This is a genomic window from Sphingomonas sp. AP28 (assembly GCF_056680455.1).
On the sequence record NZ_CM155283.1, the window covers coordinates 3,113,171 to 3,139,021 of the forward strand.

Annotated in this window: 22 protein-coding genes, 1 tRNA gene and 1 pseudogene; 15 read left to right on the forward strand and 9 right to left on the reverse strand. The window is 66.8% G+C overall.

What is annotated here, in order from left to right:
* Positions 1 to 59 precede the first annotated feature (59 nt).
* The 13 genes from AC1MH0_RS14335 (at position 60) to AC1MH0_RS14395 (ending at position 11,787) form a co-directional block, all read left to right on the forward strand.
* Positions 60 to 608 (forward strand): head-tail connector protein, encoded by a 549-nt coding sequence (locus AC1MH0_RS14335; RefSeq protein ID WP_480963329.1) that lies wholly within the window; start codon positions 60 to 62, stop codon positions 606 to 608.
* Positions 609 to 637: 29 nt separating this feature from the next.
* Positions 638 to 988, forward strand: a complete 351-nt coding sequence (locus AC1MH0_RS14340; protein ID WP_480963330.1) for a DUF3168 domain-containing protein — start codon at positions 638 to 640, stop codon at positions 986 to 988.
* Between the two features lie 26 nt (positions 989 to 1,014).
* Entirely contained in the window at positions 1,015 to 1,422 is a 408-nt protein-coding gene (locus AC1MH0_RS14345) for a phage major tail protein, TP901-1 family (RefSeq protein ID WP_480963331.1), read from the forward strand.
* Positions 1,423 to 1,597: 175 nt separating this feature from the next.
* Positions 1,598 to 1,912: a gene transfer agent family protein gene (locus tag AC1MH0_RS14350; RefSeq protein WP_480963332.1), complete on the forward strand. Its 315-nt coding sequence runs from the start codon at positions 1,598 to 1,600 to the stop codon at positions 1,910 to 1,912.
* On the forward strand, positions 1,909 to 2,100 hold the full coding sequence (locus AC1MH0_RS14355; protein ID WP_480963333.1) for a phage tail assembly chaperone: 192 nt from the start codon (positions 1,909 to 1,911) through the stop codon (positions 2,098 to 2,100). Before AC1MH0_RS14350 ends, AC1MH0_RS14355 begins: the two co-directional genes overlap by 4 nt.
* Positions 2,090 to 2,641, forward strand: a complete 552-nt coding sequence (locus AC1MH0_RS14360) for a tail tape measure protein (RefSeq protein WP_480965754.1) — start codon at positions 2,090 to 2,092, stop codon at positions 2,639 to 2,641. Before AC1MH0_RS14355 ends, AC1MH0_RS14360 begins: the two co-directional genes overlap by 11 nt.
* Before the next feature lie 167 nt (positions 2,642 to 2,808).
* A complete protein-coding gene (locus tag AC1MH0_RS14365; protein ID WP_480963334.1) occupies positions 2,809 to 5,085 on the forward strand; it encodes a DUF2460 domain-containing protein in 2,277 nt (758 codons plus the stop codon).
* Positions 5,086 to 5,254: 169 nt separating this feature from the next.
* Positions 5,255 to 6,052 carry a DUF2163 domain-containing protein gene (locus AC1MH0_RS14370; protein WP_480963335.1) on the forward strand — a complete coding sequence of 266 codons (798 nt, stop codon included), beginning with the start codon at positions 5,255 to 5,257 and terminating at the stop codon, positions 6,050 to 6,052.
* The gene (locus AC1MH0_RS14375; RefSeq protein WP_480963336.1) at positions 6,049 to 6,420 is read left to right on the forward strand and encodes an NlpC/P60 family protein; all 372 of its coding nucleotides are present in this window, start codon (positions 6,049 to 6,051) and stop codon (positions 6,418 to 6,420) included. Before AC1MH0_RS14370 ends, AC1MH0_RS14375 begins: the two co-directional genes overlap by 4 nt.
* 1 nt (position 6,421) lies before the next feature.
* Positions 6,422 to 8,614 (forward strand): phage tail protein, encoded by a 2,193-nt coding sequence (locus AC1MH0_RS14380; protein ID WP_480963337.1) that lies wholly within the window; start codon positions 6,422 to 6,424, stop codon positions 8,612 to 8,614.
* Positions 8,615 to 8,636: 22 nt separating this feature from the next.
* Positions 8,637 to 9,140: a DUF2793 domain-containing protein gene (locus tag AC1MH0_RS14385; RefSeq protein ID WP_480963338.1), complete on the forward strand. Its 504-nt coding sequence runs from the start codon at positions 8,637 to 8,639 to the stop codon at positions 9,138 to 9,140.
* Between the two features lie 119 nt (positions 9,141 to 9,259).
* Positions 9,260 to 10,381: an OmpA family protein gene (locus AC1MH0_RS14390; protein WP_480963339.1), complete on the forward strand. Its 1,122-nt coding sequence runs from the start codon at positions 9,260 to 9,262 to the stop codon at positions 10,379 to 10,381.
* Between the two features lie 587 nt (positions 10,382 to 10,968).
* The gene (locus AC1MH0_RS14395) at positions 10,969 to 11,787 is read left to right on the forward strand and encodes a shikimate 5-dehydrogenase (RefSeq protein WP_480963340.1); all 819 of its coding nucleotides are present in this window, start codon (positions 10,969 to 10,971) and stop codon (positions 11,785 to 11,787) included.
* A gap of 5 nt (positions 11,788 to 11,792) precedes the next feature.
* Here AC1MH0_RS14395 and ygfZ read toward each other — a convergent pair whose 3' ends face one another.
* On the reverse strand, positions 11,793 to 12,530 hold the full coding sequence (ygfZ, locus tag AC1MH0_RS14400) for a CAF17-like 4Fe-4S cluster assembly/insertion protein YgfZ (RefSeq protein WP_480963341.1): 738 nt from the start codon (positions 12,528 to 12,530) through the stop codon (positions 11,793 to 11,795).
* A gap of 133 nt (positions 12,531 to 12,663) precedes the next feature.
* Here ygfZ and pyrC point away from each other — a divergent pair, with 133 nt between their 5' ends.
* Positions 12,664 to 13,713, forward strand: coding sequence for a dihydroorotase (pyrC, locus tag AC1MH0_RS14405; protein WP_480963342.1), 1,050 nt, complete (start codon positions 12,664 to 12,666; stop codon positions 13,711 to 13,713).
* Between the two features lie 28 nt (positions 13,714 to 13,741).
* On the opposite strand, the gene AC1MH0_RS14410 is transcribed toward pyrC, so the two are convergent.
* A complete protein-coding gene (locus AC1MH0_RS14410) occupies positions 13,742 to 14,086 on the reverse strand; it encodes a hypothetical protein (protein ID WP_480963343.1) in 345 nt (114 codons plus the stop codon).
* A 183-nt stretch (positions 14,087 to 14,269) separates the two neighbouring features.
* Positions 14,270 to 15,058 (reverse strand): DUF1134 domain-containing protein, encoded by a 789-nt coding sequence (locus tag AC1MH0_RS14415; RefSeq protein ID WP_480963344.1) that lies wholly within the window; start codon positions 15,056 to 15,058, stop codon positions 14,270 to 14,272.
* A gap of 292 nt (positions 15,059 to 15,350) precedes the next feature.
* Between AC1MH0_RS14415 and AC1MH0_RS14420 the strand changes: the two genes are divergently transcribed.
* A tRNA-Ser gene (locus AC1MH0_RS14420) sits at positions 15,351 to 15,443 on the forward strand.
* A 265-nt stretch (positions 15,444 to 15,708) separates the two neighbouring features.
* Here AC1MH0_RS14420 and AC1MH0_RS14425 read toward each other — a convergent pair.
* From AC1MH0_RS14425 to AC1MH0_RS14450, 6 genes and pseudogenes are all read right to left on the reverse strand, one after another.
* Positions 15,709 to 16,856 (reverse strand): annotated as a pseudogene (locus AC1MH0_RS14425) (IS3 family transposase); the annotation flags it as partial.
* A gap of 3 nt (positions 16,857 to 16,859) precedes the next feature.
* Positions 16,860 to 19,385, reverse strand: coding sequence for a glycoside hydrolase family 31 protein (locus AC1MH0_RS14430; protein ID WP_480963345.1), 2,526 nt, complete (start codon positions 19,383 to 19,385; stop codon positions 16,860 to 16,862).
* Positions 19,382 to 20,914 carry a tryptophan halogenase family protein gene (locus tag AC1MH0_RS14435; RefSeq protein WP_480963346.1) on the reverse strand — a complete coding sequence of 511 codons (1,533 nt, stop codon included), beginning with the start codon at positions 20,912 to 20,914 and terminating at the stop codon, positions 19,382 to 19,384. The genes AC1MH0_RS14430 and AC1MH0_RS14435 overlap by 4 nt, the downstream gene beginning before the upstream one ends.
* Positions 20,911 to 22,524, reverse strand: coding sequence for an alpha-amylase family glycosyl hydrolase (locus tag AC1MH0_RS14440; RefSeq protein ID WP_480963347.1), 1,614 nt, complete (start codon positions 22,522 to 22,524; stop codon positions 20,911 to 20,913). Before AC1MH0_RS14440 ends, AC1MH0_RS14435 begins: the two co-directional genes overlap by 4 nt.
* Entirely contained in the window at positions 22,524 to 24,326 is a 1,803-nt protein-coding gene (locus AC1MH0_RS14445) for an alpha-amylase family glycosyl hydrolase (protein WP_480963348.1), read from the reverse strand. The genes AC1MH0_RS14440 and AC1MH0_RS14445 overlap by 1 nt, the downstream gene beginning before the upstream one ends.
* Positions 24,323 to 25,837, reverse strand: a complete 1,515-nt coding sequence (locus AC1MH0_RS14450) for a tryptophan halogenase family protein (RefSeq protein ID WP_480963349.1) — start codon at positions 25,835 to 25,837, stop codon at positions 24,323 to 24,325. Before AC1MH0_RS14450 ends, AC1MH0_RS14445 begins: the two co-directional genes overlap by 4 nt.
* Positions 25,838 to 25,851 lie beyond the last annotated feature (14 nt).

Genomic DNA, 25,851 nt, shown 5'->3' on the forward strand with positions numbered 1-25,851 from the left:
AGGGCGCGCGGGCCCCTCCCTCTCCCCGGAGGGGCGAGGGAAGTTTTGGAGACATCGTTATGACGGGGTCGGCGATTTCTGCCGGGGTGATCGCTGAGGTGGTCGTCGCGGCTAGGGCTTTGTTGCGGGTGGAGACGGGGGAGGATGTCGTGCTGGCGCGGTTGGCGTCGACGGCGTTGCTGTTGGGGGAGGCTTTTCTGGGGGCGGCGGTGATCGTTCGGCCGTTCGAGGATGTGGTGACCAGTGCGGCGGGGTGGCGGCGGTTGTTGGTCGCGCCCGTCACCGTGATTTCCGGGCTGACCGGGTTGCCTGGCGAGGGGGCGCCGTTCGTGTTGGCGGTCGGGGCGTATGCGGTCGATATCGATGCGGATGGGGTCGGGTGGGTTCGGGTTCTTGCCGCCGGGTCTGCGGGGCGGGTGGCTGTGGCGTATTCGGCTGGGCTGGCCTTGAGCTTCGAGGCGGTGCCGGCGCCGATCGCGCAGGGGGTGGCGATGCTGGTCGCGCACCTCTTTGATCACCGGGAGAGCGATGTGGCGCCGCCGGCGGCGGTGGCGGCTTTGTGGCGGCCTTATCGGCGGATGCGGTTGGGTCTTGAGGTGCATTCGTGAGTGGGCGGGTGGTCTTGCAGGCGGCGATCGTGGCTCGGCTGAATGCGGTGCTGGACGTGAGCGTGTTCGATGCGCCGCCGGTTCGGGGTGGGCTGCCTTATGCGGTGGTTGACGAGCCGGTGCTGTCGGACTGGAGCACGAAGACCTGGGTCGGGCGGGAGGGGCGCGTTCTCTTGACGCTGTTCGATGGGGGGGAGCGGCCGGTTCGGGCGCGCGCTCTGTTGGCGGTGGCGGAGGAGGGGTTGGAGGCGCTGCCGCCCGATCTGGGTGAGGGGTGGCGGGTGGTTCGGCTGGCGCTGGTGCGGTCTCGGGTGCTGCGGGTCGGGGATCGGTGGCGGGGGACGTCGGAGTTTCTGGTGCGGATGTACCGCGAGAGCTGAGTGGCACGGTTTTGGGGGAGACGGACATGGCGGTGGAGAAGGGGAGTGCGTTCCTGCTGAAGGTGGGGAACGGGGCGGTGCCGGTGGTCTATGCGACGGTGGCCGGGCTGCGGACGACGCAGATGTCGGTGAATGGGGAGGCTATCGTTGTCACCACGAAGGATTCCGGGGGGTGGCGGCAGTTGCTGTCTGGGGCTGGGGTTCGGAGTGTTTCGGTGTCGGGGGCTGGGGTCTTTACCGGGTCGGTGGCGGAGTTGCGGGTGAAAGCTAGCGCGCTGACCGGCGTGCGCGATGATTATCGGCTGGCGTTCGAAGGCGGGGATACGATGACGGGGAAGTTCCTGGTGTCTCGGCTGGACTATGCCGGGGATTTCAATGGGGAGCGGTCTTATACGCTTAGCCTGGAGAGTTCCGGGGCTGTTGTTGTGGGTTAGCGGCTTTCCCTCTCCCCTGCGGGGAGAGGGAAGGAGGAGCTGCTTGGCGACGGGAGGGTGAGGGGTCTTGGGGCGGGGGTTCCGTGCCTCACTCCCCTCTCCCTCCCACGCGCAAGGGCACGCGGGCCCCTCCCTCTCCCCGGAGGGGCGAGGGTTCTCTTTTCGGAGACTTCTGATGGGTGATTTGGCGAATTCGGTTCGGGGGGAAGGATCTCTTCGAGTTGGGGGAGAGGTGCTTGTGCTGCGGCCTAGCTTTGCGGCTTTGGTTGCGGCCGAGGGGGAGTTGGGGCCTTTGTTTGCGCTCGTCGAGCGCGCGGCGGAGGGGAAGCTTGGGATCGGGGAGATGGTGGGGCTGTTCTGGCATTGCCTGCGCGAGTGTCCCGAGGGGGTTACTCGGGAGCGGTTGGGGGAGGCGGTCGTTGAGGCGGGGCTGGCGGCGGTGACGCCGGTGTTGCGGGGGCTGTTGCGGCAGATCCTGGCGGGGAAGTGACGTTTTCCGACACTGCGGCGCGGTTGGCTGGCTTTGCTGGCGCGGTGCTGGGGTGGGCGCCGGAGGTGTTCTGGCGCGCTACGCCGGCGGAGTTGGCGGGGGTTGTAGGGGCTTTGGTGGGGGACGTTACCGCGCCGCCGGATGCTTCGACGATCGCGCGGTTGAGGGGGGCTTTTCCTGATGGATGATCTTGATGCGGCGCTGGTGAGCGTGCGGGCGGATACGACCGGGTTTTCGCGTGATGTGGAGGCGATGCGGGGGGAGTTGGAGGGTGTGCTCGGCGCTGGGGCGGAGCGGGCTGCGCTTCGGTTGGAGGCGGGGCTGTTGCGCGCGGTGCGGTCGGGGAAATTGGGGTTCGAGGAACTGAAGGGGGTGGCTCTGTCGGCGCTGGATGCGATTGCTTCGGCGGCGCTGAAGGCTGGGGTGCAGTCGGTGTTGAGTGGTGGGGGTTTGAGTGGGGCGCTTGCTGGGCTGGTCGGTGGGTTGCCGGGGCGGGCGACTGGTGGGCCGGTGTCGCCGGGGCGGGCTTATGTCGTGGGGGAGCGGGGGGCGGAGGTTTTCGTGCCTACCTCCAGCGGGCGGGTTGAGACCGGTTCTGGTGGGGGCGGGGTTCGGGAGGTGCGGGTGGTTATTACGGTGAATGCTGCCGGGGGGAGTGCGCCGGGGGTGTTGGCGCAGTCGGGACGGCAGGTAGCTCGGGCTGTGAAGGCCGCTTTGGCGGTGGAGTGACCTTGTCCCTCTCCCCGTCGGGGAGAGGGAAGGAGGAGCTCTTGCGACGGGAGGGTGAGGGGTGGTTGGGATTTGGGTTCCTAGCCTCACGCCCCTCTCCCTCCCACCCGCAAGGGCACGCGGGCCCCTCCCTCTCCCCGGAGGGGCGAGGGAAAGAGGAGGATGTTATGGCGCATTGGCTTTGCTCGGGGCGGACTGTGCAGGTCGAGGGGCTTGTTTCTCGGTTCGATGCTCGGTTCTGGACGGTGGATTTTCCGCGGCCGATGATGGCTTCGGTTGTGACTACCGGCCCTGCGTCCCTGCGGGTGGATGCGGTTTTTTATAGGGCTGATGACCTCGCCGGGGTGATCTGGGAGGCGGTGGATCGGTTCGATCATCCGCTGCTGAAGTATGAGACGTCGCGGGATTTTCGGGACTGTCGGCTGCGGTTTCGGTGGCGGTCTTCGGGGGTGATGGCGTTGGATGCCATTAACGGCCCGACCCTGACGATCGAGGGACGCGATGCGGCGGGCGTGGCGCGTGCGTGGTATGTACGGTTGTGGAATTATGCGGTGGGGACGCCGGGGGATGCGGTCGTTTCGCTCGATTTTGGCGCGATCGTGGGCGGGTATGAGCTGCCCGAGGATAGCGATCCGGTGTGGGCGGGGGATATCGACCGGATGTTCGTGTCGGTTGTGCCGCCGGACTATACCGAGGTCGATGCGCCGCTGGCCGCACCGCGCGAGGGGTGGGTCGAGTGGACCGATCTCGTCTGCGAGGGGCCGGGGTCGGTGTTGGCGATCGGCGATGCGGTGGTGCCGGAGCACGGGGTTCGGATCGCTGGTGGGTATGACGACAGCTATAATCTGACGCCGGCGCGGTTGCTGCGGAATGCGCTGCATCTCGGGTATCGGGAGAGCATCGTCCACTATGTGGGCATGAGCCATTATTTCCGGCTCGAGGGGGTTGGGGGTGGGCTTTACGTTTCCGCGGCGGGGGGCGTCTTGAACGTTGCCTGTGCGGCTTGGCATCGGGACTTCGCCGCACGCGCGAAGGCGCTTGGCTATGACGTGATCTGGTCGCTGAGCTACGAGCTGTTCGATGCGCATTGCTGGAACGACTGGAAGCAGCGGGCTGCCGATGGGGCGCCGGCGCTGACGGGGTGGGAGCCGCCTTCGACGTTACTGTCGCCGGCGCATGGCGGGGCTATGGGGTATCTCCAGGCGGTCGCTCGGGCTTTTGTCGGGATTGCGGTCGTGGCGGGGTTGGCGGCGAAGTTCCAGGTGGGCGAACCGTGGTGGTGGGTGATGCCGGATGGACGGCCGTGCTTCTATGATGCGAGCGCGGTTGCGGCATTTGCGCCGGTGGCGATGGCGAACATCCGGCGGTCGAAGACGCCTGCGCAGATCGTTACGCTGGATGCGGCGGGGTTTTGCCTGGCGGCGTCCACTGCGGCGCTGGTGGCGGCTGCTAAGGCCGAAGCGCCGGGCTGTGTCTCGCATCTGCTGACGTACCTGCCGACCGTGCTCGATGCGAAGGCGCCGGAGGCGAAGCGGGCGAACATGCCGGTGGGGTGGGCTAGTCCCGCCTTCGATGTGCTGCAGCTGGAGGATTACGACTGGGTAACGGCGGGCGATTCTGCGTCGTCGGCCGAGGGTGTGGCGGTGGCGTTCGCGCGGCTGGGGTATCCGGTCGAGAGGCAGCACTATTTATCCGGGTTCGTGCTGCGGCCTGAACAGGCGGCGGAGTGGGGGCTGATCGAGGCCGCCGCCGAGGTGGCTCGGGCGCGGGGGGCGGCGGAGACGTTCCTGTGGGCGCTGCCGCAGGTGATGCGGGATGGGTTCGTGCATTTTGATACTGACGGGGGAGACGAGGCCGTGGACGCGTTTGATGACGTGCTGTTTCCATTGGAGCTGGGGCGCGAGGCCGAGGTGGCGCCAGGGTTTTCTACTGCCATCCTGACGAGTTCGGGGGGGCGGGAGGCCCGGAATGCGGCCTGGGCGGAGGCTCGGACGTCGTATGACGTGGGGCCGGGGTTGCGGAGCGAGGCGGATATCGGCGTGCTGCTCGCGTTCTTTCGGGCGCGAATGGGCGCGGCGCGGGGGTTTAGGTTGCGAGATCCTTTCGATTTCGATGCTGTCGGGGAGGTCGTTGGGGTTGGGGACGATCTCACGCGGCGGTTTGCCTTGGTGAAGTCGTACGGTGCTGCCGAGCGGCGGATTACGCGGCCGGTTGCGGGGAGTGTTTCGGTGGCTGTGGGGGGTGTTGGGACTTCGGCGTTTCTGGTGGAGGCCGGGGGGTGGGTGGCGCTGGACGTGGCGCCTGCTCTCGGGGCGGTGGTGACGGCGGGGTTTGCGTTCGACGTGCCGGTTCGGTTTTCGGAGGATCGGTTGAGTGTGGCTCGGGCTACGTTCCTGGCTGGGGTGGCGGCGAGTGTGCCGTTGGTCGAGGTTCGGGAGGCTTAGGCCTTCTCCCCGATGGGGAGAGGGAAGGAAGAGCGCTTGCGACGGGAGGGTGAGGGGTGGTTGGGACTTGTGCTCCTAGCCTCACTCCCCTCTCCCTCCCACGCGCAAGGGCGCGCGGGCCCCTCCCTCTCCCCGGAGGGGCGAGGGTATGCTTTCGGAGGAGACGCTCATGTTTCTGGATGCTGAGTTGGCGACGATCGCCTTGTGCTGGCGGATCGAGCGGCGGGATGGGGTGGCGGTGGGGTTGACCGCGCATGACCGGGACCTGGTGGTGGACGGGCTGGTGCACCGGGCTGCGCCGGGGATGACGCCTTCGGCTATCCAAAAGAGTGAGGGGCTTGAGGCGGATACTATGGATGTCGCGGGGGCTTTGACGTCTGCCGCGATCGGGGAGCGGGATCTGTTGAGCGGGCGCTGGGATGGGGCTCGGGTGGTGCTGTTTGCGGTGGACTGGACCGATCCGGTTTCGCGGGTCGAGTTGGGGGAGGGGATCATCGGGGCGGTCGAGCTGGGGGACGCCGGGTTCACGGCCGAGCTGCGGGGGGCGAGTGCGGCGCTGGATCGGCCGGTGGTGGAGGAGACGTCGCCGGAGTGTCGGGCGGAGCTGGGGGATCGGCGGTGCCGGGTGGCGATGGCGGGGCGGCGGCGGTTTGCTCGGGTTGTCGCTTGCGAGGAGGCGGTGGTTACGTTGGACTCCGGCGCGGAAGGGCTTGGGGGTGGGCTGTTGCGATGGTTCGGGGGGGCGAATTGCGGGTTGGAGAACGCGATCGCTCGTGGGGCCGGGGTGGCGGTGACGTTGCGGGCGGTGCCGACGTTCGTGGTCGAGGCGGGGGTTCTGGTCGAGGTCGTCGAGGGGTGTGACAAGAGCTTGGCCACCTGCGCGGGGCGGTTCGGGAATGCGGTGAACTTTCGCGCGGAGCCGTATCTGCCGGGGATCGACCTGCTGACGCGATATCCGGGGGCTTGAGCGCGGTTGCGGCGGCTGCGGTTGCCGCGGTGGGGACGCGGTTCCGGTTGCATGGGCGGGGGGCGGATGGGCTCGATTGTGTCGGGCTGGTCGCGCTGGCTTTGCGGGCTGGCGGATATTCCGGCGCGGTTCCGAGCGGGTACGCGCTGCGCGGTGGCGATTGGGGTTTGCTCGATCAGGTGCTGGTGCGGGTCGTCGACGCCGATGCGGGCGACGTGCTGCTGATGGTGGCGGGGCCGGGGCAGATTCATCTGGGGATCAGGACGGCAGGCGGGTTCGTGCATGCGGATGCGAGCTTGCGGCGCGTGGTGGAGCGGCCGGGGATGCCGCCTTGGCCCTTGATCGGTGTGTGGCGGATGGGGGTGTGACATGGCGACCTTGGTATTGACGGCCGTGGGGAGCGCGGTGGGCGGGCCGATCGGGGGCGCGATCGGTGCGTTGATCGGGCAGTCGGTGGATCATGCACTGTTCGGGCCGAAGCGGCGGGAGGGGCCGCGGCTGGTCGAGCTGGCGGTGCAGACGTCGTCTTATGAGGCGCAGATTCCGAAGCTGTTCGGGACGATGCGCGTGGCGGGGACGGTGATCTGGGCGACCGATCTGATCGAGAGCCGGGCTTCGTCTCGGGCGGGGAAGGGGCAGCCTGGCGTCTCGACCTATTCCTATGCGGCGTCGTTTGCGGTGCTGTTGTCGGCTCGCGCTATCTTTGGCGTCGGGCGGATCTGGGCCGAGGGGAAATTGCTGCGGGGCGCGGCTGGGGACTTCAAGACGGCGACCGGGTTCCGGCTGCACCTTGGGGGGGAGGACCAGGCGGTCGATCCGTTGATCGCGTCGGCCGAGGGGGCGGCGACACCGGCGTATCGGGGCGCGGCCTATGCGGTGTTCGAGATGTTGCAGCTGGCGGACTTCGGCAATCGGATTCCTTCGCTGACGTTCGAGGTGATTGCCGACGAAGGCGTCGTGCGGGTGTCGGCGATCGCGAAGGCGTTGGCGGGGGAGGTTTCGGGGACGGCGGCGCTGGCGGTGGGTGGGTTTGCGGCGTCGGGCGGTAGCGTTCGGGCGGTGCTGGAGATGCTGGGGCAGGCTGGCGGGGCCTGGTTTGCGCCTTCGGGGGCTGCGCTGGTGATGCGCGATGTCGCGGGGGCGACCGTTGTCGTGGCGGACGAGGGGTTTGCGGACGAGGGGAAGGGCGTGCGGCGGGCTCGGGCCGTCGCGGCGATCGAGACCGTGCCGCGGACGGTGACGGTCGGCTATTACGACGCGGCGCGGGATTACCAGGCGGGCGTGCAGCGGGCGCGGCGGCCTGGGGCTGGTATGCGTGACGTATCGGTCGAGGTGCCGGCGGTGCTGGAGGCGGGGGCGGCGAAGACTATCGCGGAGGCTATTCTTGCGCGGGCGGAGGCTGGACGGGTGCGGCGGACGATCGCGGCCGGGTTCGGGGCGATGGCGATTGCGCCGGGGGCTTGCGTGACGGTTTCGGGGGAGGGCGGCGTCTGGCGGGTGGCCGACGTGAGTATCGAGGGGATGGTGACGACGCTGGGGCTGGTGCCTCTGGTGACGCCGTCGCTGCCGGCCACTGCGACGAGTGGCCGGGTGTCGGCGGCGGTGGATGCGATGATCGGCGGGACGATCGTGCACGCGTTCGAGGTTCCGGGGCTGGACGATACGCCGTTGACCGCGCCGCGGATGACGGTGGTCGCGGCGGGTACGGGGGCGGCGTGGCGGCAGGCGGCTCTTCTCCACAGTCTCGATGACGGGGTAAGCTGGGTGGCGGCTGGCGCGACCGCCGCGCCCGGGGTGCTCGGGACGATCGCGGTGGTGGCGCCGGGAGCGCCCGCGACGTTGATCGACCAGAGGGGGGTGTTCGAGGTGGTCCTCGCGCATGCGGACATGGAATTGGGGGATGCGGATGCAGCGGCGCTCGATCGCGGGGTGAACCTTGCGTTGCTGGGCGACGAACTGGTGCAGTTCGGACGGGCGGAACCGATGGGTGGGGCGCGGTGGCGGCTGAGCCGGTTGTTGCGTGGACGGCGGGGGACCGAGGCTTCGACGGGTGCGCAGGTGGTCGGGGATCGGTTCGTGGTGCTGGAGGCGGAGGCGGCGCGCGCGTTCGACTTGCCGGTGACGGTGCTTGGGCGCGAGGTTCGGGTGATCGCGTCCGGGATCGGCGACGATATGCCGGTCGAGACGCGGTGCGTGATGCGCGGGGCTTCGGTGGTGCCGCCATCGCCTGTGCATCTGTGGTTTGCGAGTGAGGTCGATGGCAGCGCGACGGTGCGCTGGACGCGGCGGAGCCGGGCGGGGTGGCGCTGGACCGACGGGGTCGATGCGCCGCTGGCCGAGGAAGTCGAGGCGTACCGCGTGACGGTCACCGCCGACGCAACCTCGCGCGATGTCGATGTGGCGGACCCTCTCGTGTCGGTGACGGCGGCGGATCGCGTCGGGGCTGTGAGCGTCTCGGTCCGGCAGCGCGGCGTGTTCGGCGAGTCGCTGGCCGCTAACCTGATCGTACCGACCCTGATCGTACCGCCCCTGATCGTATCGCCCCTGATCGTATCGGCGTGATTCACCAACGGAGGAACGAATTATGAGCGACGACCGCACCGCGCGTCTGGCATTGCCGTTGCTGCAGCCTGGCCAGGCGCAGAAGGAAACGACGCATAACGAGGCGCTGACGTTGCTGGATCTCGCGGTGCAGGCGAGCGTGACGGCGATTGGAACCAACGTGCCGCCGGTCGCGCCGACTGCGGGCAGCGCGTGGATCGTCGGGACCGCACCGACCGGCGGCTGGGCCGGGCAGGCGCGGTCTGTCGCCGGGTGGACGGCGAGCGGGTGGCGGTTCCTGGCGCCGCGCGAGGGGATGGCGGTGTGGAGCATCGCCGATGGACAGCCCGCGCGGTTCGGCGCGGGGACATGGGCGCTGGGGGTACTGGCCGGGAGCCGAGTCTTAATCGGCAGGGTCGACGTGGTCGGCGCACGGCGCGGCGCGGTTCCGGATCCGGCCGGCGGAAGCTTGATCGATGTTCAGTCGAGAACGGCGATTGGTGCCATATTGGCCGCATTACGGGGTCACGAACTGATTTCGGTCTAAGGCACCGCAAAAACTGTGTCGTTCCAGCAACACTTCTAACTTTTGTCAGCTTGCGTGGAAACAAGCCCGAGGATAGGGAGTTTGCGATGTCCGTGTGACACTCATGAAAGGGGATTTATATGCGGAAGCTTGCCGTCGTTCTGGCACTCGCCTCCACCGCACTTGCCACTCCCGCCCTCGCCCGCGACAAGTCGTGGTACGTTGGCGTCGAAGGCGGTGCGATGATCGTTGAAGACATCGACTATGATATCGGCTCGTTGAACAGGGCCGGTTCTGTCGATCATGACTATGGTTACGATGTCGATGCCGTGATGGGCTACGACTTTGGCGGTTTCCGCCTCGAAACCGAAGTCGGCTATCGTAAGGCAACCGTGGACGGCTACTCGTCGTCGACGACCACGCCTTTCTTCACCCGTGCGGGCACTCGTGCGAATGCAGCACCTGGCAACGTTGACTATGCTGGTGGTTCCTCGTCGGCCCTCAGCTTCATGCTGAACGGCCTTCTGGACTTCGGTCCGGACGATGGCATCCAGGGCTTCGTCGGCGGTGGTGTTGGTGTTGCTCGCGTCAAGGCGCAGTACGCTCTCAACAACAACGGCGACTTCCTGAACGACTCGGACACCGTGTTCGCGTATCAGGGCCTGGCCGGTATCCGCGCACCGCTGACCGACCACATCGACGCGACGCTGAAGTATCGTTTCTTCAACGCCGAGAACGTCAAGCTGGTCGACGTTTCGAACCGCGTGTTCGACGGTCGCTATCGTTCGCACAGCATCCTTGGTGGTGTGACGTACAACTTCGGCGAGCCTGCTGCTCCGCCGCCGCCGCCGCCGCCGCCGCCGCCTGAGCCAGTCGCTCCTCCTCCGCCGCCCGCGCCGGTCGAAGTCGTCTGCTCGCCTGGTCCGTTCATCGTGTTCTTCGAATGGGACAAGTCGGACATCACGCCTGAGGCAGCGTCGATCCTCGACAACGCCGTCACGCAGTACCAGTCGTGCGGCAACGCACAGGTCATGCTGGCAGGTCACGCCGATAAGTCGGGTTCGGCATCGTACAACGTCGGTCTGTCGCAGCGCCGCGCAGATGGCGTGAAGGCATACCTGTCTTCGCATGCCATCCCGGACAGCGTCATTTCGACGGAAGCATTCGGCGAGAGCCGTCCGCGCGTCGAGACCGCCGATGGCGTTCGCGAAGTGCAGAACCGTCGCGTGGAAGTTACCTACGGTCCGGGTTCGGGCCAGTAAGACTTTCGCCAACCGGCTTTCGAGTCGGTTACGGAATGAAGATCGGGGAGGTCGGCGCAAGCTGGCCTCCCTTTTCTTTTGTGCATTCGGCGCAGCGGCCAGTCGCGAGGGTTCGTGGATTGCGCGAGCGTCGATTTTGTTCGCGCGGAGGCGCGGAGGCGCGGAGAGTAAGTGCCGGAGCAGGCGGTCGTGTTATCAGCCAATCCTGCTTTTGGCGAAGCCGATGATCCTAGGCCGCTCACGCAGATGCGCTTTCCCGGTGCGATTCATCTCCGCGCCTCCGCGCGAACAAACCTTCTGCTCGATACGGCAAAGCCTGAGCGGAACGTCGATATGTTCCCGCGAAGGCGCAAAGGCGCGAAGAGGGTTTTGCGGGGGGTGGGGTTACCCTGCTTCTTGAATCTTTTCAGTGCTTTCGCGCCTGAGCCGTCAGGACGTAGTGTCTCGCCCGGAGTCCGACAGCTTCGCGCCTTTGCGCCTTCGCGTGAACATATCTTCTGGCTGGATACCGTGTGGGAGCGTCGTTGCGACGCTCGCGCCTTCACCCTGGCGTATCGACGCTATACTGGGGCTGAGTGAACGAGGAGATGTCGATGAAACCGCTGATCGGACGGGACACGCGGCTTTGCATGTCGTTGTCGGCGCGACCGGGGAATTTCGGGTCGCGGTTTCATAACCGGCTCTACGAGCTGACCGGGCTCGACTTCATCTACAAGTCTTTCTCGACCACCGACCTGGAAGCGGCGATCAGCGGAATCAGGGCACTCAGCATTCGCGGGTGCGCGGTTTCGATGCCGTTCAAGGAAGCGGTGATCCCGCTGCTCGACGGGTTGGCGCAGTCGGCCAGCGCGATCGACAGCGTGAATACGATCGTCAACGACGACGGCGTGCTCACCGGGTACAACACGGATTACGGTGCGGTCGTCGATCTGGTCGACGACCTCGATCGAGCGACGCCGTTCTGCGTGCAGGGATCCGGCGGCATGGCGAAGGCGGTCGTGGCGGCGCTAGCGGACAGCGGTTTTCGCGAAGGCATCGTCGTCGCCCGGAACGAGGCGGCCGGACACGCGATCGCGGATCGCTATGGGTTTGCCTGGGCGGCAGAACCGATGGGCGAGGCGGCGTTGCTCGTCAACGCCACGCCGCGCGGGATGACCGGGCACGATGCCGATGTGTTGGCCTTTCCGCAGGACATGATCGCGGCCTGCACCACCGCGTTCGACGTGGTGCAATATCCGGTCGAGACTCCGTTTCTGCGCGCGGCAATCGGGGCGGGTAAGCGCTGCATCACCGGAGCGCAGGTGGCCACGTTACAGGCGTTGCAGCAGTTCGTGCTGTATACGGGCCTGACGCCATCATCCGAGCAGGTCGCGGACGCAGCCGAATGGGCGCGTGCGCATCCCTGACCGGGTTAGTCGGTGGGCGTCTCTGCGAGCGCCGTCGCCAGCCAGGGCGGAACTATCGCATCGCCCAGCGACTCGATGCGGCGGTGTTCGACCATCAGGCCGAGTTCGGAATAGGTGACGCGGGTTCGCGTGCTGGGCTCGGTGAACGGCGCGACGACGAGGCGGCGGTTGACCTTCGAGCGGTGGTGCATCCGCGCGGTGTTTTCCTGGCCGACGTAACATCCCTTGGTGAAGCTGACGCCGTTTAACTCACGCGCGTTGCATTCGAGCCATAACGTCTCGCCTGCGCCGAGTTCGCCGACGCCCTCGGTCACGCCGAGCGACAGGCGGTGCGCGTGCCAGCCGGTTGCCGGCTCGGCTGGCGGTGCGAGCCAGCGACGGCCCAGATCCACGAGCCGAGGGTCGGAGACGCCGCGGTCGCCTTCGGGGGCCCAATGGACGGCGAGATCGTCGAGGACGAGCGTGATCGCGCGGCGCAGGCGGTAGATCGAGAGGCGCTTCGTCAACGCGTCGGCTTGCGCGGCCTCGACGTCGATCAGCACGTCGGTGCCGTCGGCCCACAGGATGAAGTCGAACAACACCTTGCCTTGCGGCGAGAGTAGCGCGGCCCAGGCGGGTGCGTCGGGCGTTAGCAAACTGGTGTCGGCGGTGACGAGGCCCTGCAGGAAGCCGCGCACGTCATCGCCGGTGACGCGGATCACGCTGCGGTCGGCGAGCATCGTTCCGGGAAGTTCATTGTCCATGACTGTCACCTAGTGCGCGTGGGAAGGATTCCAACCAAGCGATGGTTTCACCCGGAGTGCGCGTGGGTCGATGCGATGAAAACCCGGGGTGGTCCGTCTGGCGTCGAGGCACGCACGCCGATAGGAAGGCGGCATGACCGACCGCCTCACGATCCGCCGCCCCGATGACTGGCACGTCCACCTGCGCGATAGCGCGATGCTGGAGGCGGTCGCGGGCTATACCGCGCGGCAGTTCGCACGCGCGATCATCATGCCGAACCTGACTCCGCCGGTGACCTCGATCGACGCGGCCAAGGCATATCGGGGACGGATCATGGCCGCGATCGCGGGCGGTAAAGATAGGGGCGTCGATTTCACGCCGCTGATGACGTGCTACCTCACCGACGGCACGGACCCGGCCGAACTGGAGCGCGGTTACGCCGAGGGCGTGTTCGCCGCGTGCAAGCTGTACCCCGCGCATGCGACGACCAATTCAGCGCACGGCGTCACCGATATCCGCGCGCTGACCGCGGTGCTCGAGACGTTGCAGCGGATCGGCATGCCGCTCCTGATCCACGGCGAGGTGACCGACAAGTCGATCGACATCTTCGACCGCGAGGCGGTGTTCGTCGAGCGCGTGCTGACTCCGTTGGCGCGCGATTATCCCGGACTGAAGATCGTGCTGGAGCATATCACGACCGCGGAGGCGGCGGCGTTCGTGGCGGAGGCGGATCATCCGATCGCCGCGACGATCACGCCACAGCACCTGTTGATCAACCGCAACGCGCTGTTCGACGGGGGCCTGAGGCCGCATGCGTACTGCCTGCCGGTACTGAAGCGCGAAACGCATCGGCTAGCAGTGCGGGCAGCGGCGGTGTCGGGATCGCCGCGGTTTTTCCTGGGCACCGATAGCGCGCCGCATGTCGTCGGGGCGAAGGAGTCCGGATGTGGGTGCGCCGGGATCTTCAACGCGCCGTTCGCGCTAGAGGCGTATTTGCGCGTGTTCGACGAGGAGGGCGCGCTCGACAAGTTCGAGGGGTTTGCCTCCGAGCATGGCGCGCGGTTCTATGGGTTGCCATTGAACGAGGGGACGGTGACGTTGGTGCGCGGCGACGTCGAGGTGCCGGCTTCGGTTGGCGCGGGGGAGACGGCGGTGGTGCCGTTTCTCGCGGGGACCGACGTCGGGTGGCGGTTCGAGGGGTAGCGCGCTTCGTCCGTGCTCGTGGCTTTCGTTAGGACGGAGAAGCCTTTAGCCGCTCTAGCCAAAGCCGCGCCTCCTTCTGTTCGCCGACCGCACTGGCGCTGACCGGGCCTCTGGCGGCGAAGAAGTCGCGGTGGAGGGCGAAGGGTTCGAGCATCAGGCGGTCGCGCATCGAATCGATGTCGCCGCCCATCTCGGTGAGCGCGTCGATCGTCGGCGCGATCGCGGCGCGGACGCGGCGGTCCGGGGTGCGGTCGAACAGTCCCAGCGAGCCGGCGGCGGTCTTCTCGAGCGCGGCGACGAGCGTTTCGCGGTAGTCGGTTTCGAGGTCTTCGCGCTGGGCGTCTAGACGGGTGAGGCGGTCGGGTTTTGCCATGTGTTGGGGGTAGCGTGCCTGGTGGGGGCGTCAACTTTTGGGCGCTGGGTTTAGCGCGGGGGCATGAGCGACTTTGTGTCTGGCGCGCGCGCCGTGGGCAAAGCCCACGTCGTCGGACGGGGCCTTGCCCCGCCGGCCGGGCTCGTCGGAGTCAGCCGGGCGTGGCCGGCTGCCCGACTGCGCCTAAAACGGCAACCATCTGCTTTTGTGCGTGATGTTCATATATCCGACGTTCACGCCCGCGCGCCAGCCGACGCCGAGGCGGATCGGGATCAGGACGACGTTGCCGCGGCGGAGATAGGTCGCGGCGAAACCGCCGACCAGGTACAGACGGCCCTCGACCGCGGGGAAGCGCTTGTAGAGTTCTTCGGTGTCGTAAAGGTTGTAGACCAGCACGAAGACCTTGTTCGCGTCGCCGCCGACGTCGAAGCCGACCGAAGGACCGGTCCAGTAGACCGGCTGCTGCCCCTCGACCTTGTGGCTCATGATCCCCGAGCCGTAGCGGACGCCGAGGATGAACGCGCCCGAGGCCTCGCGCCCGGCGATGTATGCATTGGGTTGGCCCTGGTCCTTGAGGATCTTCTCGAGCAGCCCGCCCAGTCCGGCGGCGCCCTTGCCGAAGACGCCCTCGCCGGCCGCGAGCAGGTCGTCGCGCTCATAGGTATCGGCGGCCTGCATCGTCGCCTCGGCACGCGTTTCCGGGGGGCGGGTGGTGGTCGTCGTGACGGGAGGCGCGGGTGTGGAATCCTGAGCCGGCGTCTCCGGATAGGCGGGGTCGGGATAGGCAGGGTCCGCCGCGGCCGGACGCGATGGCTGCGTACTGGCCTGCGGACGCGAGGGGGCCTGATAGGCGCGCGGCGCGAGATCGCCGTCGATTGCCTGGTTGGGATCGATCGTGCGGACCTGCGCGGACGCGGTGCCGCCGCAAACGGCTGCCGCAAGGGCACCCAGGCCAAGCCAGACGCTACGCATGTCGATCGATCCCCAAAAATACCAGGGCCGTCATCATGGTAGAGTGACCATCCGAATGCCCGTCGCAGCCTAGGTTAACCAACGTCGGCCTTGCCGCGCAATGAACGAAGCGGGCGGGCGTGTCGAATTTGGGCGAATTCGGGGTGAATGACGGGAATGCCCGCTATCGTACCGAAGCGCAGGCAGCGACCTCGGACCGCCAGGACGGGAATACCGGAATTCGCGAGCCGGACCCATTACAGGCGTTGCCCCCCGCACCGACCCTCGCTATAGCCCCGCATCTGCTGCAGCCGGAGACGTGGGTGAGTGGCTGAAACCAGCGGTTTGCTAAACCGCCGTACCGGGTTTACTGGTACCGAGGGTTCGAATCCCTCCGTCTCCGCCAGCCTTCGTTGTCTTCATTGAATGATTCTGAGAACATCGGACCTTGTCCACCGCGTTGCCGACTTTCGGTTTGGCTTTCGGCAGACGTTGACGTTTGCCAGCGGACTTTCAGGCTGACGCCTGAGGCGGCAGGCACCGCAGATGGGTTCAGTGATATAGAGCATCAGATCTGGACTCCTTGCTCACCTTGATGGTTATGGGGCGGCCCGCGCAGGTCGAGCAAAGGCATCCATAAGGCTTGAGGAAACTGACGTGGCCGCCGCCTTTCATTCAGCGGCAACCAGAGATCGACCGTTGTTGTCGCGTGGGAGCAAGAGTGAAGCAACGGCCGAGTTTAAGCCTGCCCGTTGCTTTTCAAGATCGGCGGCGAACGCCGCTGGTGTGGCGTAGCCGCGCGAGGAGTGTGGCCGTTCGGTGTTGTAATGATCGACCCAGCGCGCGAGGATCGAACACGCCTGGCGGACCGTGAAGAACAGCGTCTCGTTGAGCAGTTCGTCGCGTAGATAACCGTACAAGCTTTCGGCGAACCCGTTCTGCGTCGGCTTGCCTGGTGCGATATAATGCCATTCGACGGGCCTCTCGCCCGACTATGCGAGGACTGCGTTCGAAGTCAGTATCATCCTGGGCGCGCCGCGATCGGCGACCAGATCGCCCGGCTCGCGCACTACCCGCTTGCCCGAGATCGACGTGTCGAGCACCGCCCGCAAGCATTCGGGCGTCACGTCGTCGACGATGTTGAGGATGCGGAACCGCCGCCCCGTAATCATCTGATCGTGCACGAAGGCTCTCCTGAGCTTGTCGAAGGGTCCAGGCTCCAGCGCTGGTCGGGTAGCGCCGACACCCGGGCCGGCGCCCGCACGCCGACGGCGCGCTTTCGTCCCTTCCCGGCGACGCACTGTCAGACCTTCCTCGCGGTAGAGCTGCTGTGTCTTATTGCGGTTGATCGTAATGCCGCCCCGCCGCAGCAGGATGTGTAACCGCCGATAGCCGAACCGTCGGCGCTGCCGCCAGCTCGCATAGGCGCGACGGAAGGTCGCCACCATCTGCCCGACTCGAGCGATACCGCATGCTCGTGCGATCCGCTCCGACGACCATATACGCCCGGCGCTTGCTCATCCCCAGCATCGTCAGGAGGTGCACGACCGCCTGCCGCTTCGCGGCGGGCGTCACCAATTTTTGACAGCAGGTCCACCAGACCTGCCCCTTCGACAGGCTCAGGACAGGATTGTCCAGCATTGTGTCCGCCAGCAGCCGCTTGAGCCGGGGGTTCTCCTCGGGCGCCCGCAGCCGCTTCGCATCAGACACCTGCAGCCCACCAAACTTGGCCTTCCAGGCGTAATAGGTGGCGCTATTGCATCACGTGCCGGCGATACCTGACCGTCACCACCGCACCTGCCTCAGCTTCCGTACGTACAAATCACTGCGGAATGGTTTTCGGTACGGGTCCGATCGACACCTGCCGCCCTTCGACCAGTAGCGCGCCGGCAATTTTCGTTGCTGGAACGACCAAGGTCGACGTTCCGGCAGCCTTGTCTTGAACGACCTCGGTCTGCTTACCCTTCACCCTCGCGGTGCTGGCGCCATCCCAACCGTGGATCGTGATCGCGATGGTTTTCCACCACGGCTTGAAGTCACCCTCGGGCTTGGCGAAGTCGATCGACAGGCCAGTCGGCGTGATCGTGCAGCGCACCGTCTGGCGGAAATAGCCGCGGCGGGTGTACGCCAGCGTGCGGCCGTCGTCCTCGTAGAGCGTACCCACGCAATCCGCGCCGGGATAGACGTCGAGCCGCAGCGGACCGTTCGGCGTTTCGCTCGTGCTCTGGACCAAGGGCTGGCGGGGCAGGATCGTGCCGGCGCGGACGAACACCGGCAGGCGATCGAGGCGCGGCGTTTCGGTCACGCGGTCGCCGAGCGTGCGCGCGGTCGGTACCGCTTGGGTCGCCGACTGGATCGGGCCGGCGGCGGCGGGCTCGGGCGTGCCGACGCGCTGTCCGGTCCAGTAATCATACCAGCCGCCAGCGGGGAGGCAGACGTCGTAGGTCTGCGGGGACTCCGGCTTGGGCGGCGGCGCGATCAGCAGCGACTTGCCGAGCGTGAACGCCATCGACTGGTCGCACGACGCAGTCGCGGCGGCGGGATAATCGTAGAATACCGGGCGCATGATCGGATCGCCGAACCGCGCGTTCTGGTCCGCCAGCGCGTAGAAATACGGCATCAACCGGTAGCGCTCCTCGATGAAGCGGCGCCGGATCGCGAGATGGTCGGGGCCGTCGACCCAGGGCTCCACGCGCGGCGTGCCGGTCGCCGAATGGTTGCGAAACACCGGCGTGAACGCGCCGATCTCGGTCCAGCGCGTGAGCAGATCGGGGCTCGGGCCGCCTGCGAAGCCGCTGACGTCGGCGGCGCTGTAGCCGAAGCCGGACAGGCCGAGGTTGATGATCTGCTGTACCGACAGCTTCAGGTGATCCCAGGTCGCGCTGTTATCGCCGGTCCAGGTGACCGCATAGCGCTGCCCGCCCGCATAACTCGCGCGCGTCATCACGAACGGGCGCTCGTCGGGGCGCAGCTTGAGCAGGCCGTCATACGTCGCGCGCGTATTCTGCATGCCGTAGACGTTGTGCGCCTCGCGGTGATCGGTGATGCGGGCCGCGAAATCGTCGCTGTCGATGCGGTGGCGCGTGTCGAGCGGCATCGTCTTGGTCGGCGTCTCGAAGATCGCTGGCTCGTTCATGTCGTTCCAGAACCCTGCGATTCCGGCATCGAGGAACCCCTTATACTGCTGTCCCCACCACGTCCTTGCCGCGGTCTTGGTGAAGTCGGGGAACACCGACGGGCCGGGCCAGACCGGCGCGACATAGGGGCTGCCATCAGCGTTCTTGATGAACGCGTCGGCCTTCATCCCGCTCTGGTACGGCGCATAACCCTGCTCGACCGCGGCGATGTGGAGGTCTGTGATCGCGACCAGCTTTATGCCGTCCGCCTTCATCTCGGTGGTGAGCTTGGGTAGGTCGGGGAAGGTCTTGGCGTCGGTGGTGAAGGGGCGGTTGCGATCCTGATAGCCGATGTCGAGCCAGATCACGTCGGTCGGCACGCGGTCGCTGCGCAGGCGCGCGGCGATCTGGCGGACTTCGTCGGCGCTGCCATAGCTGTAGCGCGACTGCTGGTAGCCAAGCGCCCATTTCGGTGCGAGCGGAGCGTGGCCGGTCAGGTCGGCATAGCGCCGCGTGACCTCCGCCATCGATGGGCCGGCGATGAAGTAATAGTCGATCGGGCCGTCGGGGCCGCCGAACGAGAGCGTCTCGGCATCGCGGTGGCCGAAGTCGAACCAAGTGCGATACGTGTTGTCGAGCAGGATGCCGTAGCTGCCGCCTGCACCGCCGGTACCGATGAAGAAGGGTATCGACTTGTAGATCGGGTCGTCCGCGCTGCTGAACCCGAACGCATCGGTGTTCCAGTCGACGAAGCCGTGCCCGCGGCGGTCGAGCCCTTGAGTCTTGTCGCCGAGACCGTAGAAATGCTCAGCGATCGGCAGCGTCTTGGCGATCGCGAACGCCTTGCCGTCGGTCGCGACGGGCGCGGCGTCCGCAGAGATGACCTTTCCGTCGAGTGTCTCGAAGGTGATCGCGCCGCCGGCACCGACGCGGACGCGAACGCTGGCGGTGGTGAAGCCGTCTAGGGCTGCGCTCACCTTGGCGGTCTGCTTGCGGGTGGCCGCCGTCACCGCCCAGCTCGCATCCTCGGCGAACGCGCCGTTCTTGGCGACGCGCACGCGGACGAGCCCGTCGGTCATCGCGGTAATCCGCATGGTCGTCGCGCCCGCACGAACCTCGACGCCATCATTGCGCGGGAGGAGCGTGGGGGCGGCAAGCGTGGTCGTCTGCGCCTGGACGGGCACGCTGCACACGCCAGCGGTGGCGGCGAGCAGGAGGGCGATGCGTTTCATACGGTATCCTTGTGGTCCGCTGCGGCGCGGAGGCGAGAGGCGTGCGACCCGAAATTCGATGCGCAACGGGTCAGGAAGTCGTCGATCTTCGGCAGATCGATGGGATCGATGTCGGCGCCGGGCGGGATCAGCCGCGCGGCATCGGGAAAGGTGCCGTAGCCGGCGAACAGGCAGTGCCAGCTGATCGCCGAATAATAACGCGCGAGCCCGGCGCGATCGATCGCCGCGACCATGTCGGCGCCGGTGAACCAGGTCGACATCAACATCTTCAGGTCGTCGGACAGGGCGTCCAGGCCGCGCGCTTCCGCCCAATAGCCGGTCGGATCGTCGTGGCGCTGGTTCAAGCGGTAATGCGCGACGATGTAGTCGCGGACGCCGTCGTAGCGCGCGGCGATGCGCGTGTTGAACGCGGTGCGGGCTGCTTCGGTCGCGCCGCCCTGGTCGACCATGTCTAGGAACGCTTCGGCAGTGGCGATGACGAGATGGAGCGCTGTTGCTTCGAGCGGTTCGAGAAAGCCTTGTGCCAGCCCGACCGCGACCGCGTTGTGCGACCAGCTATCGCGAACGCGGCCGACGCGCATCTTGAGGTGGCGCGCTTCTCCGGTGTCGACGCCGATATGTGCGCGCAGTTCTGCTTCTGCCTGCGCTTCGGTCAGGTGGCGGCTGGAATAGACATAGCCGTTGCCGTTTCGACTGGTCAGCGGGATGTGCCACGCCCAGCCGGCCGACAACGCGGTCGCGCGCGTCTGGCTGGGGATCGCCGCGTCGGGGGTATGCGCGGTCGGCATCACTACCGCGCGGTCGTTGAACAGTGCGTCGGCGTAGCTGACGAACGGCACGTCCAGCGCACCGAAGATCGTGCTGCGAAACCCGCTGGCATCGACGAAGAAATCGCCCGCGATACGCTCGCCGTCGGTATCGATCAGCGCGGCAATGTCGGCCGTCTGCTTGCGTTCGACGCTGGCGATCCGGCGCTGGAGGTGAACGACGCCCAGCGTCTCGGTTGCGTGCGCAGCGAGGAACGCGCCGACCTTGTACGCGTCGAAATGATAGCCGTAGCTGACCTCGAACGGGAAGTTTGCGGCAGGCTGCGGCGCGGAGTTTGCAGCGGCGAGGCGGGCAGGGAGCAGGAACTGGTCGGGATGCGCGTCGACATCACGTCCGGTGCGGCGTGCCCGCGCGTTATAGAAGAACTGCGGCGCGGTGTGGCCGTCGAGCGCGGTGGGGAACGGGTGGAAGTAGCGCTCGTACCCTTCACGGTCGGACCAGCCCTCGAAGCCGATCCCGAGCTTGTAGGTCGCGTCGCACGCCGGCATCCATTCGGCTTCGGCAATGCCGAGCGTGTCGAAGAAGTGTTTCAACTGCGGTGTCGATCCTTCACCGACGCCGACGATGCCGATCTCGGGGCTTTCGACCAACGTCACGCGGACACCGCGATCCCGCCAGCGATGCGCGATCAGGCACGCGGTCATCCACCCGGCGGTGCCCCCGCCGAGGATGACGATGTGCTGGCCGAGCCCGTCGATCACCGTCGCAGCACCAGCCCGGACAGCGGCGGCAGCGTCGTCGCGTCGGCGCCGTCGGTCGCGAACAGCATGTCGCCGTCGATGGCGATGCCGGTCGGCCAGCCACGCGCGTCGTCGCCGAGATTGAACACGCAGAGCAGCGTCTCGGCGCCGGACTCCCGCTCGAACGCGATCACCGCATCGTCGCTGTGCACGATCCGCAGGCTCCCCAGCCGCAGCGCGGGATGCGCTTTCCGCGCGGCGATCAGCGCCCGCGTCCAATGCAGCAGCGATGTGGCGTCCGCCTCCTGCGCGTCGACCGCGATCGCGCGGTGATCCTCGCCGAACGGCAGCCAAGGCTCGGTGCTGCCGAACCCGAGATCGGGCGCCTTACCGATCCACGGCATCGGCGTGCGTGCGCCATCCCGGGACAACGTCAACGGCCAGTTCGCGATCGCCTCCGGATCGAGGAGGTCGTCGAACGCGATGTCGACCTGTGTGAGACCGAGTTCCTCGCCTTGATACAGGAAGATGTTCCCGCGCAGCGCGACGAGCAGCAGGATCTTCATCCGCGCGAATGCCTCGCGCTGGTCGGGCGTGGTCCAGCGCGATACCGCGCGCGGTGCGTCGTGGTTCTCGAACGCCCAGCTCGGCCAGCCGAGACCCGGCGTATCGGGCCAGTTGCCGACCGCATCGACGATCAGTTCGGGCGTCAGCCGGTCCGCGTACAGGAAGTCGAAGCCGTACGCGCTGTTGAGCCGGCCGTTGCCGCCGGTGAACAGCTTCATTTCGCGGTCGCTGTCGTCGCCGCCGACTTCGGCGACGGTGAACCCGGCGCCGTATTCGTCGAGCAGCGCGCGGATCCGCTCGATGAACCCGACGATGTCCGGATGGCTCTGGTTGTGCAGCTTCTGCTGGAAATCGAACGACCGCGTGCGCGCGCGATTGGTCGCCGGCGCGGGCGGATTGTCGGTCAGCGCCGGGTCGTGCATCGCGAAGTTGATCGCATCGAGGCGGAAGCCGTCGACGCCGCGATCCAGCCAGAACCGCGCCGTCGCGATCAACTCGTCCTGCACCGCGGGATTATGCCCGTTGAGCTGCGGCTGGTCCTTGAGGAAATTGTGCATGTAATATTGCCCGCGCCTGGCATCCCAGGTCCAGGCGGGGCCGCCGAACACCGACTGCCAGTTCGACGGCGGCGTGCCGTCGGGCTTGGCATCCGCCCAGACATACCAGTCCGCCTTGTCGCCGCTGCGCGACGCGCGGCTCCGGCAGAACCAGTCATGCTCCTCCGAAGTGTGCGAATAGACCTGATCGATGATGATCTTGAGCCCGAGCGCATGCGCGCGCGCGATCAGCGCGTCGAAATCGGCGAGCGTGCCGAAGATCGGATCGACGTCGCGGTAGTCCGACACGTCGTAGCCGAAATCCTTCATCGGCGAGGTGAAGAACGGCGACAGCCACACCGCGTCGACCCCGAGGCTGGCGACATAGTCGAGATGCGCGGTAATGCCCGGCAGGTCGCCGATCCCGTCGTCGTTCGAGTCCGCGAAACTACGGGGATAGATCTGGTAGATCGTCGCACCCTTCCACCAAGGAAGGTCGGCAACGGGCTCAGGCAATCGTGCAGGCATCAACGTGTCTCCGCGGCGCAGACGGCATAGCCGAACGCGGGCAGGGTTAGTGTGACACTGCCGGGGGCGGCAGCGCGAGGCGCGCATTTGCCGGCGAGCGTAGTGAAGCGGGTGGAACCGGTCTCGACCTGCACCGCCTGCGTGAGCGGCTTGGCCGACGTGTTGAACGCGATCAGGGTTTCCGCACCCGTCGTCGGATCGAAGCGCGAGACGGCGAGCAGTCCCGGCGTTTCGCTACGGCTGCGAATGACCGTCCGGCCGCGGGTCAGCGCCGGATGCGTGACGCGCACCTTCGCCAGTTCGGCGATCTCGCGGAACAGCGGATTGGTCCCGCCGAAGCTCTCGGTCGCGGTCGTCTTGGTCGTGCCGAGCAAGCGGTTGTCGTTGTAGATCGCGACCTTCGACGCGAACATATCCTCGCGCGCGTCCTGGTCGTTGCCGTCGCCGACGAAGCCCTGTTCGTCGCCCGAATAGATCGTCGGCACACCGCGCAAGGTCAGCAGCATCGCGTTCGACAGCAGGACTCGCTTCAGCACCTCCTCGTCGGATGCCTGCGGGAACGCCTTCCGTACGAACGTCGCGAAACGCCCGTCGTCGTGGTTGCCGGTGAAGGTCGGCAGGATCGCTGCGGTGTCGGCGCCCTTCGCATACAGAACGTCGCCGTCGAACAGCGCCTCGAACGCATCGGTCCCGCGCGTGCCCGCGACCGTCTCGACCACCGCCTGGCGGAATGCGAAGTCGAGCACCGCGGGTAGCTTGTCGACGATCGTGTGCTGCGCGAGCACCGCCGGGCGGACCTCGTGGTCGGAGACCTCGCCGAAGATGTGGAAGTTGGGGATGCCGTTCGCCTGCGCCCGCGTCAGCATCGCGGGCACGAACTGTGCCCAGAATTCGGGGTTCACGTGGCGCGCGGTATCGATGCGGAAGCCGTCGACCTTGAACCGGTCGATCCACGATCCGAAGATGTCGATCATGCCAGACACGACACGCGGGTTCTCCGTCATTACGTCGTCGAGTCCCGAGAAATCGCCCATTGTCGAGCTCTCGTTCATGAAAGTCGTGTCGCCGCGATTATGGTAATAGATCGGGTCGTTGAGCCACGCCGGCACCTTCACATTGCGTTCGGCGGCCGGCACGTACAGCGTGTAGGCATAGGTCGTGTCGGTCAGCCTGGCGAAGTTCGCCGCGGTCTGCACGCCGTCGCCGACGAACCCCGGATTGATCGCCTTGCCGCCGACACCGCCCTTGCGCTGGTACGGATAGGTCGCGCGATTGCGGTACGGGCAGGGCATGCCGACCGCGCATTCGCGGTATTGGATCACGTCGGCAGTGTGGTTGATGATGATGTCCATATACACCTTCATCCCGCGCGCGTGCGCCGCGTCGACGAACGCGGTCATGTCCGCATTGGTGCCGAGATGCGGGTCGACCTGCGTGAAGTCGGTGATCCAATAGCCGTGATACCCTGCGGACTCGTGGCCCGGCGACCCCTGCACCGCCTTGTTCTTGAAGATCGGCCCGAGCCAGATCGCGGTCGCGCCGAGATGCTGGATATAGTCGAGCCGCCTGGTCAGGCCCTTCAGGTCGCCGCCGTGATAGAAGCCCTTCGCGGTCGGATCATAGCCGGTCTTGAGCCGATCGCCCGCGATCCCGCCGCGATCGTTGCTCGGGTCGGCATTCTCGAACCGGTCGGGCAGGACGAAATAGATGACCTCGTCCTGTGGCGCGCGCGCGCGGTAGTCGGCGGGCGGCACGGCGGCCGCGCCGGACAGCGCGAGCAGGATGGCGGCGGTGATGCTCATGCGCCGAGCCCTGCCGGTGACGCACAATGCTGCGCGACGAACGCCGCGTGGTCCTGCATCTGGCCCGCCTCGCGCGCGTTGAGCTTGTCGATCGTGTCCATGAATTCCCCCAGGTCGCTCGTCGATATCGCGTCGGCCAGCGGGTGGTGACCCGCCGGCATGATGCCTTGTCCCGCCAGCACCTGAAGCCAGCCGACTTCGGTGAACAGCTCCTCATGCTCACGGACGATGTGGCCGTTGCCGCGCCACAGGTCGATCTTCGCGGCGAGCGTGTCGGGAATGGCCATGTCGCGGCACTGGCGCCAGAACGGCGTGTCGTCGCGCGCCGTCGCCTTGTAGTGCAGGATGATGAAGTCGCGGATGCGTTCGTATTCGAAGTCGCTCTGGCGGTTGAACTCGGTGCGGTCGGCCTCAGCGATGACGCGGCCCGGCAACAGCTTGAGCAATCGCGCGATCGCTGACTGAATCAGGTGGATGCTGGTGGATTCGAGCGGTTCCATGAACCCGGCGGCAAGCCCGAGCGCGACGACGTTGCGGTTCCACATCCGCTTGCGACGACCCGTGCGGAAGGCGATCGTCCGCGGATCGGCCATCGCCGGCGTGTCGAGCCCGGCCAGCAACGTCGCGGTCGCCTCGTCCTCGCTCATATGCGCGCTGGAGAAGACGACGCCGTTACCCGTGCGGTGCTGCAACGGGATCCGCCACTGCCAGCCGGCGGCATGCGCGGTCGAGCGCGTGTACGGGGTGAACTTTTCGCTGCGCGCCGACGGCACTGCGATCGCGCGGTCGCAAGGGAGCCAGTGCGTCCAGTCCTCGTACCCGGTGCCGAGCGCCTCCTCGATCAGCAGCCCGCAAAAGCCGGTGCAGTCGATATACAGGTCGGCGGTGACGGTGGTGCCGTTCTCCAGCACGAGGCCGGAGACGTCGCCGCTCTCGCGGTCGCGGGTGACCTGGACGATCTTGCCTTCGATCCGGTTGACGTCGCGTGTTTCCGAGTAGCGTCGCAGGTAACGCGCGTAGAGCCCCGCATCGAAATGATAGGCGTACGGCATCGACGGCAGCGTCCGCGCGGTACGAGCAGGCCCCCGCTGCATTCGCTCGGCGAGCGCGGCATGCGTGTTGAGCGAATAGGCGCCGAGATCGCCGGCCAGCCCGAGCGAACGCGCGCGCAGCCAATATTGGTGGAACGGCAACAGGCCGACGTCGCGGCCGACATCGCCGAACGCGTGCATGTAGCGATGGCCCTGCTTGAACCAGTCGACGAATTCGATGCCGAGCTTGAACGTGCCGCCGGTCGCTCGGAGGAACGCATCCTCGTCAAGCCCGAGTGCATCGTTGAACAGATGGATCTGCGGGATCGTCGCCTCGCCGACCCCGACAGTGCCGATCGCATCGGACTCGATCAGGTCGATCTCGTATCCCGTCTCCAGGAACCGCGCGAACGTCGCCGCCGCCATCCAGCCGGCGGTACCGCCACCGGCGATCACGATACGCAAAGGGTGATTGGCCATTGTCCGCGTCCCCG

Bases quoted from the DNA above. Each gene is read 5' to 3' on its own strand.
- pyrC (WP_480963342.1), top strand. From the start codon at position 12,664: ATGACCGACCGCCTCACGATCCGCCGCCCCGATGACTGGCACGTCCAC.
- AC1MH0_RS14380 (WP_480963337.1), top strand. From the start codon at position 6,422: ATGGCGACCTTGGTATTGACGGCCGTGGGGAGCGCGGTGGGCGGGCCG.
- AC1MH0_RS14415 (WP_480963344.1), bottom strand. From the start codon at position 15,058: ATGCGTAGCGTCTGGCTTGGCCTGGGTGCCCTTGCGGCAGCCGTTTGC.
- AC1MH0_RS14335 (WP_480963329.1), top strand. From the start codon at position 60: ATGACGGGGTCGGCGATTTCTGCCGGGGTGATCGCTGAGGTGGTCGTC.
- AC1MH0_RS14440 (WP_480963347.1), bottom strand. From the start codon at position 22,524: ATGCCTGCACGATTGCCTGAGCCCGTTGCCGACCTTCCTTGGTGGAAG.
- AC1MH0_RS14410 (WP_480963343.1), bottom strand. From the start codon at position 14,086: ATGGCAAAACCCGACCGCCTCACCCGTCTAGACGCCCAGCGCGAAGAC.
- AC1MH0_RS14350 (WP_480963332.1), top strand. From the start codon at position 1,598: ATGGGTGATTTGGCGAATTCGGTTCGGGGGGAAGGATCTCTTCGAGTT.
- AC1MH0_RS14445 (WP_480963348.1), bottom strand. From the start codon at position 24,326: ATGAGCATCACCGCCGCCATCCTGCTCGCGCTGTCCGGCGCGGCCGCC.
- AC1MH0_RS14370 (WP_480963335.1), top strand. From the start codon at position 5,255: ATGTTTCTGGATGCTGAGTTGGCGACGATCGCCTTGTGCTGGCGGATC.
- AC1MH0_RS14365 (WP_480963334.1), top strand. From the start codon at position 2,809: ATGGCGCATTGGCTTTGCTCGGGGCGGACTGTGCAGGTCGAGGGGCTT.
- AC1MH0_RS14385 (WP_480963338.1), top strand. From the start codon at position 8,637: ATGAGCGACGACCGCACCGCGCGTCTGGCATTGCCGTTGCTGCAGCCT.
- AC1MH0_RS14450 (WP_480963349.1), bottom strand. From the start codon at position 25,837: ATGGCCAATCACCCTTTGCGTATCGTGATCGCCGGTGGCGGTACCGCC.
- ygfZ (WP_480963341.1), bottom strand. From the start codon at position 12,530: ATGGACAATGAACTTCCCGGAACGATGCTCGCCGACCGCAGCGTGATC.
- AC1MH0_RS14395 (WP_480963340.1), top strand. From the start codon at position 10,969: ATGTCGATGAAACCGCTGATCGGACGGGACACGCGGCTTTGCATGTCG.
- AC1MH0_RS14345 (WP_480963331.1), top strand. From the start codon at position 1,015: ATGGCGGTGGAGAAGGGGAGTGCGTTCCTGCTGAAGGTGGGGAACGGG.
- AC1MH0_RS14390 (WP_480963339.1), top strand. From the start codon at position 9,260: ATGCGGAAGCTTGCCGTCGTTCTGGCACTCGCCTCCACCGCACTTGCC.
- AC1MH0_RS14430 (WP_480963345.1), bottom strand. From the start codon at position 19,385: ATGAAACGCATCGCCCTCCTGCTCGCCGCCACCGCTGGCGTGTGCAGC.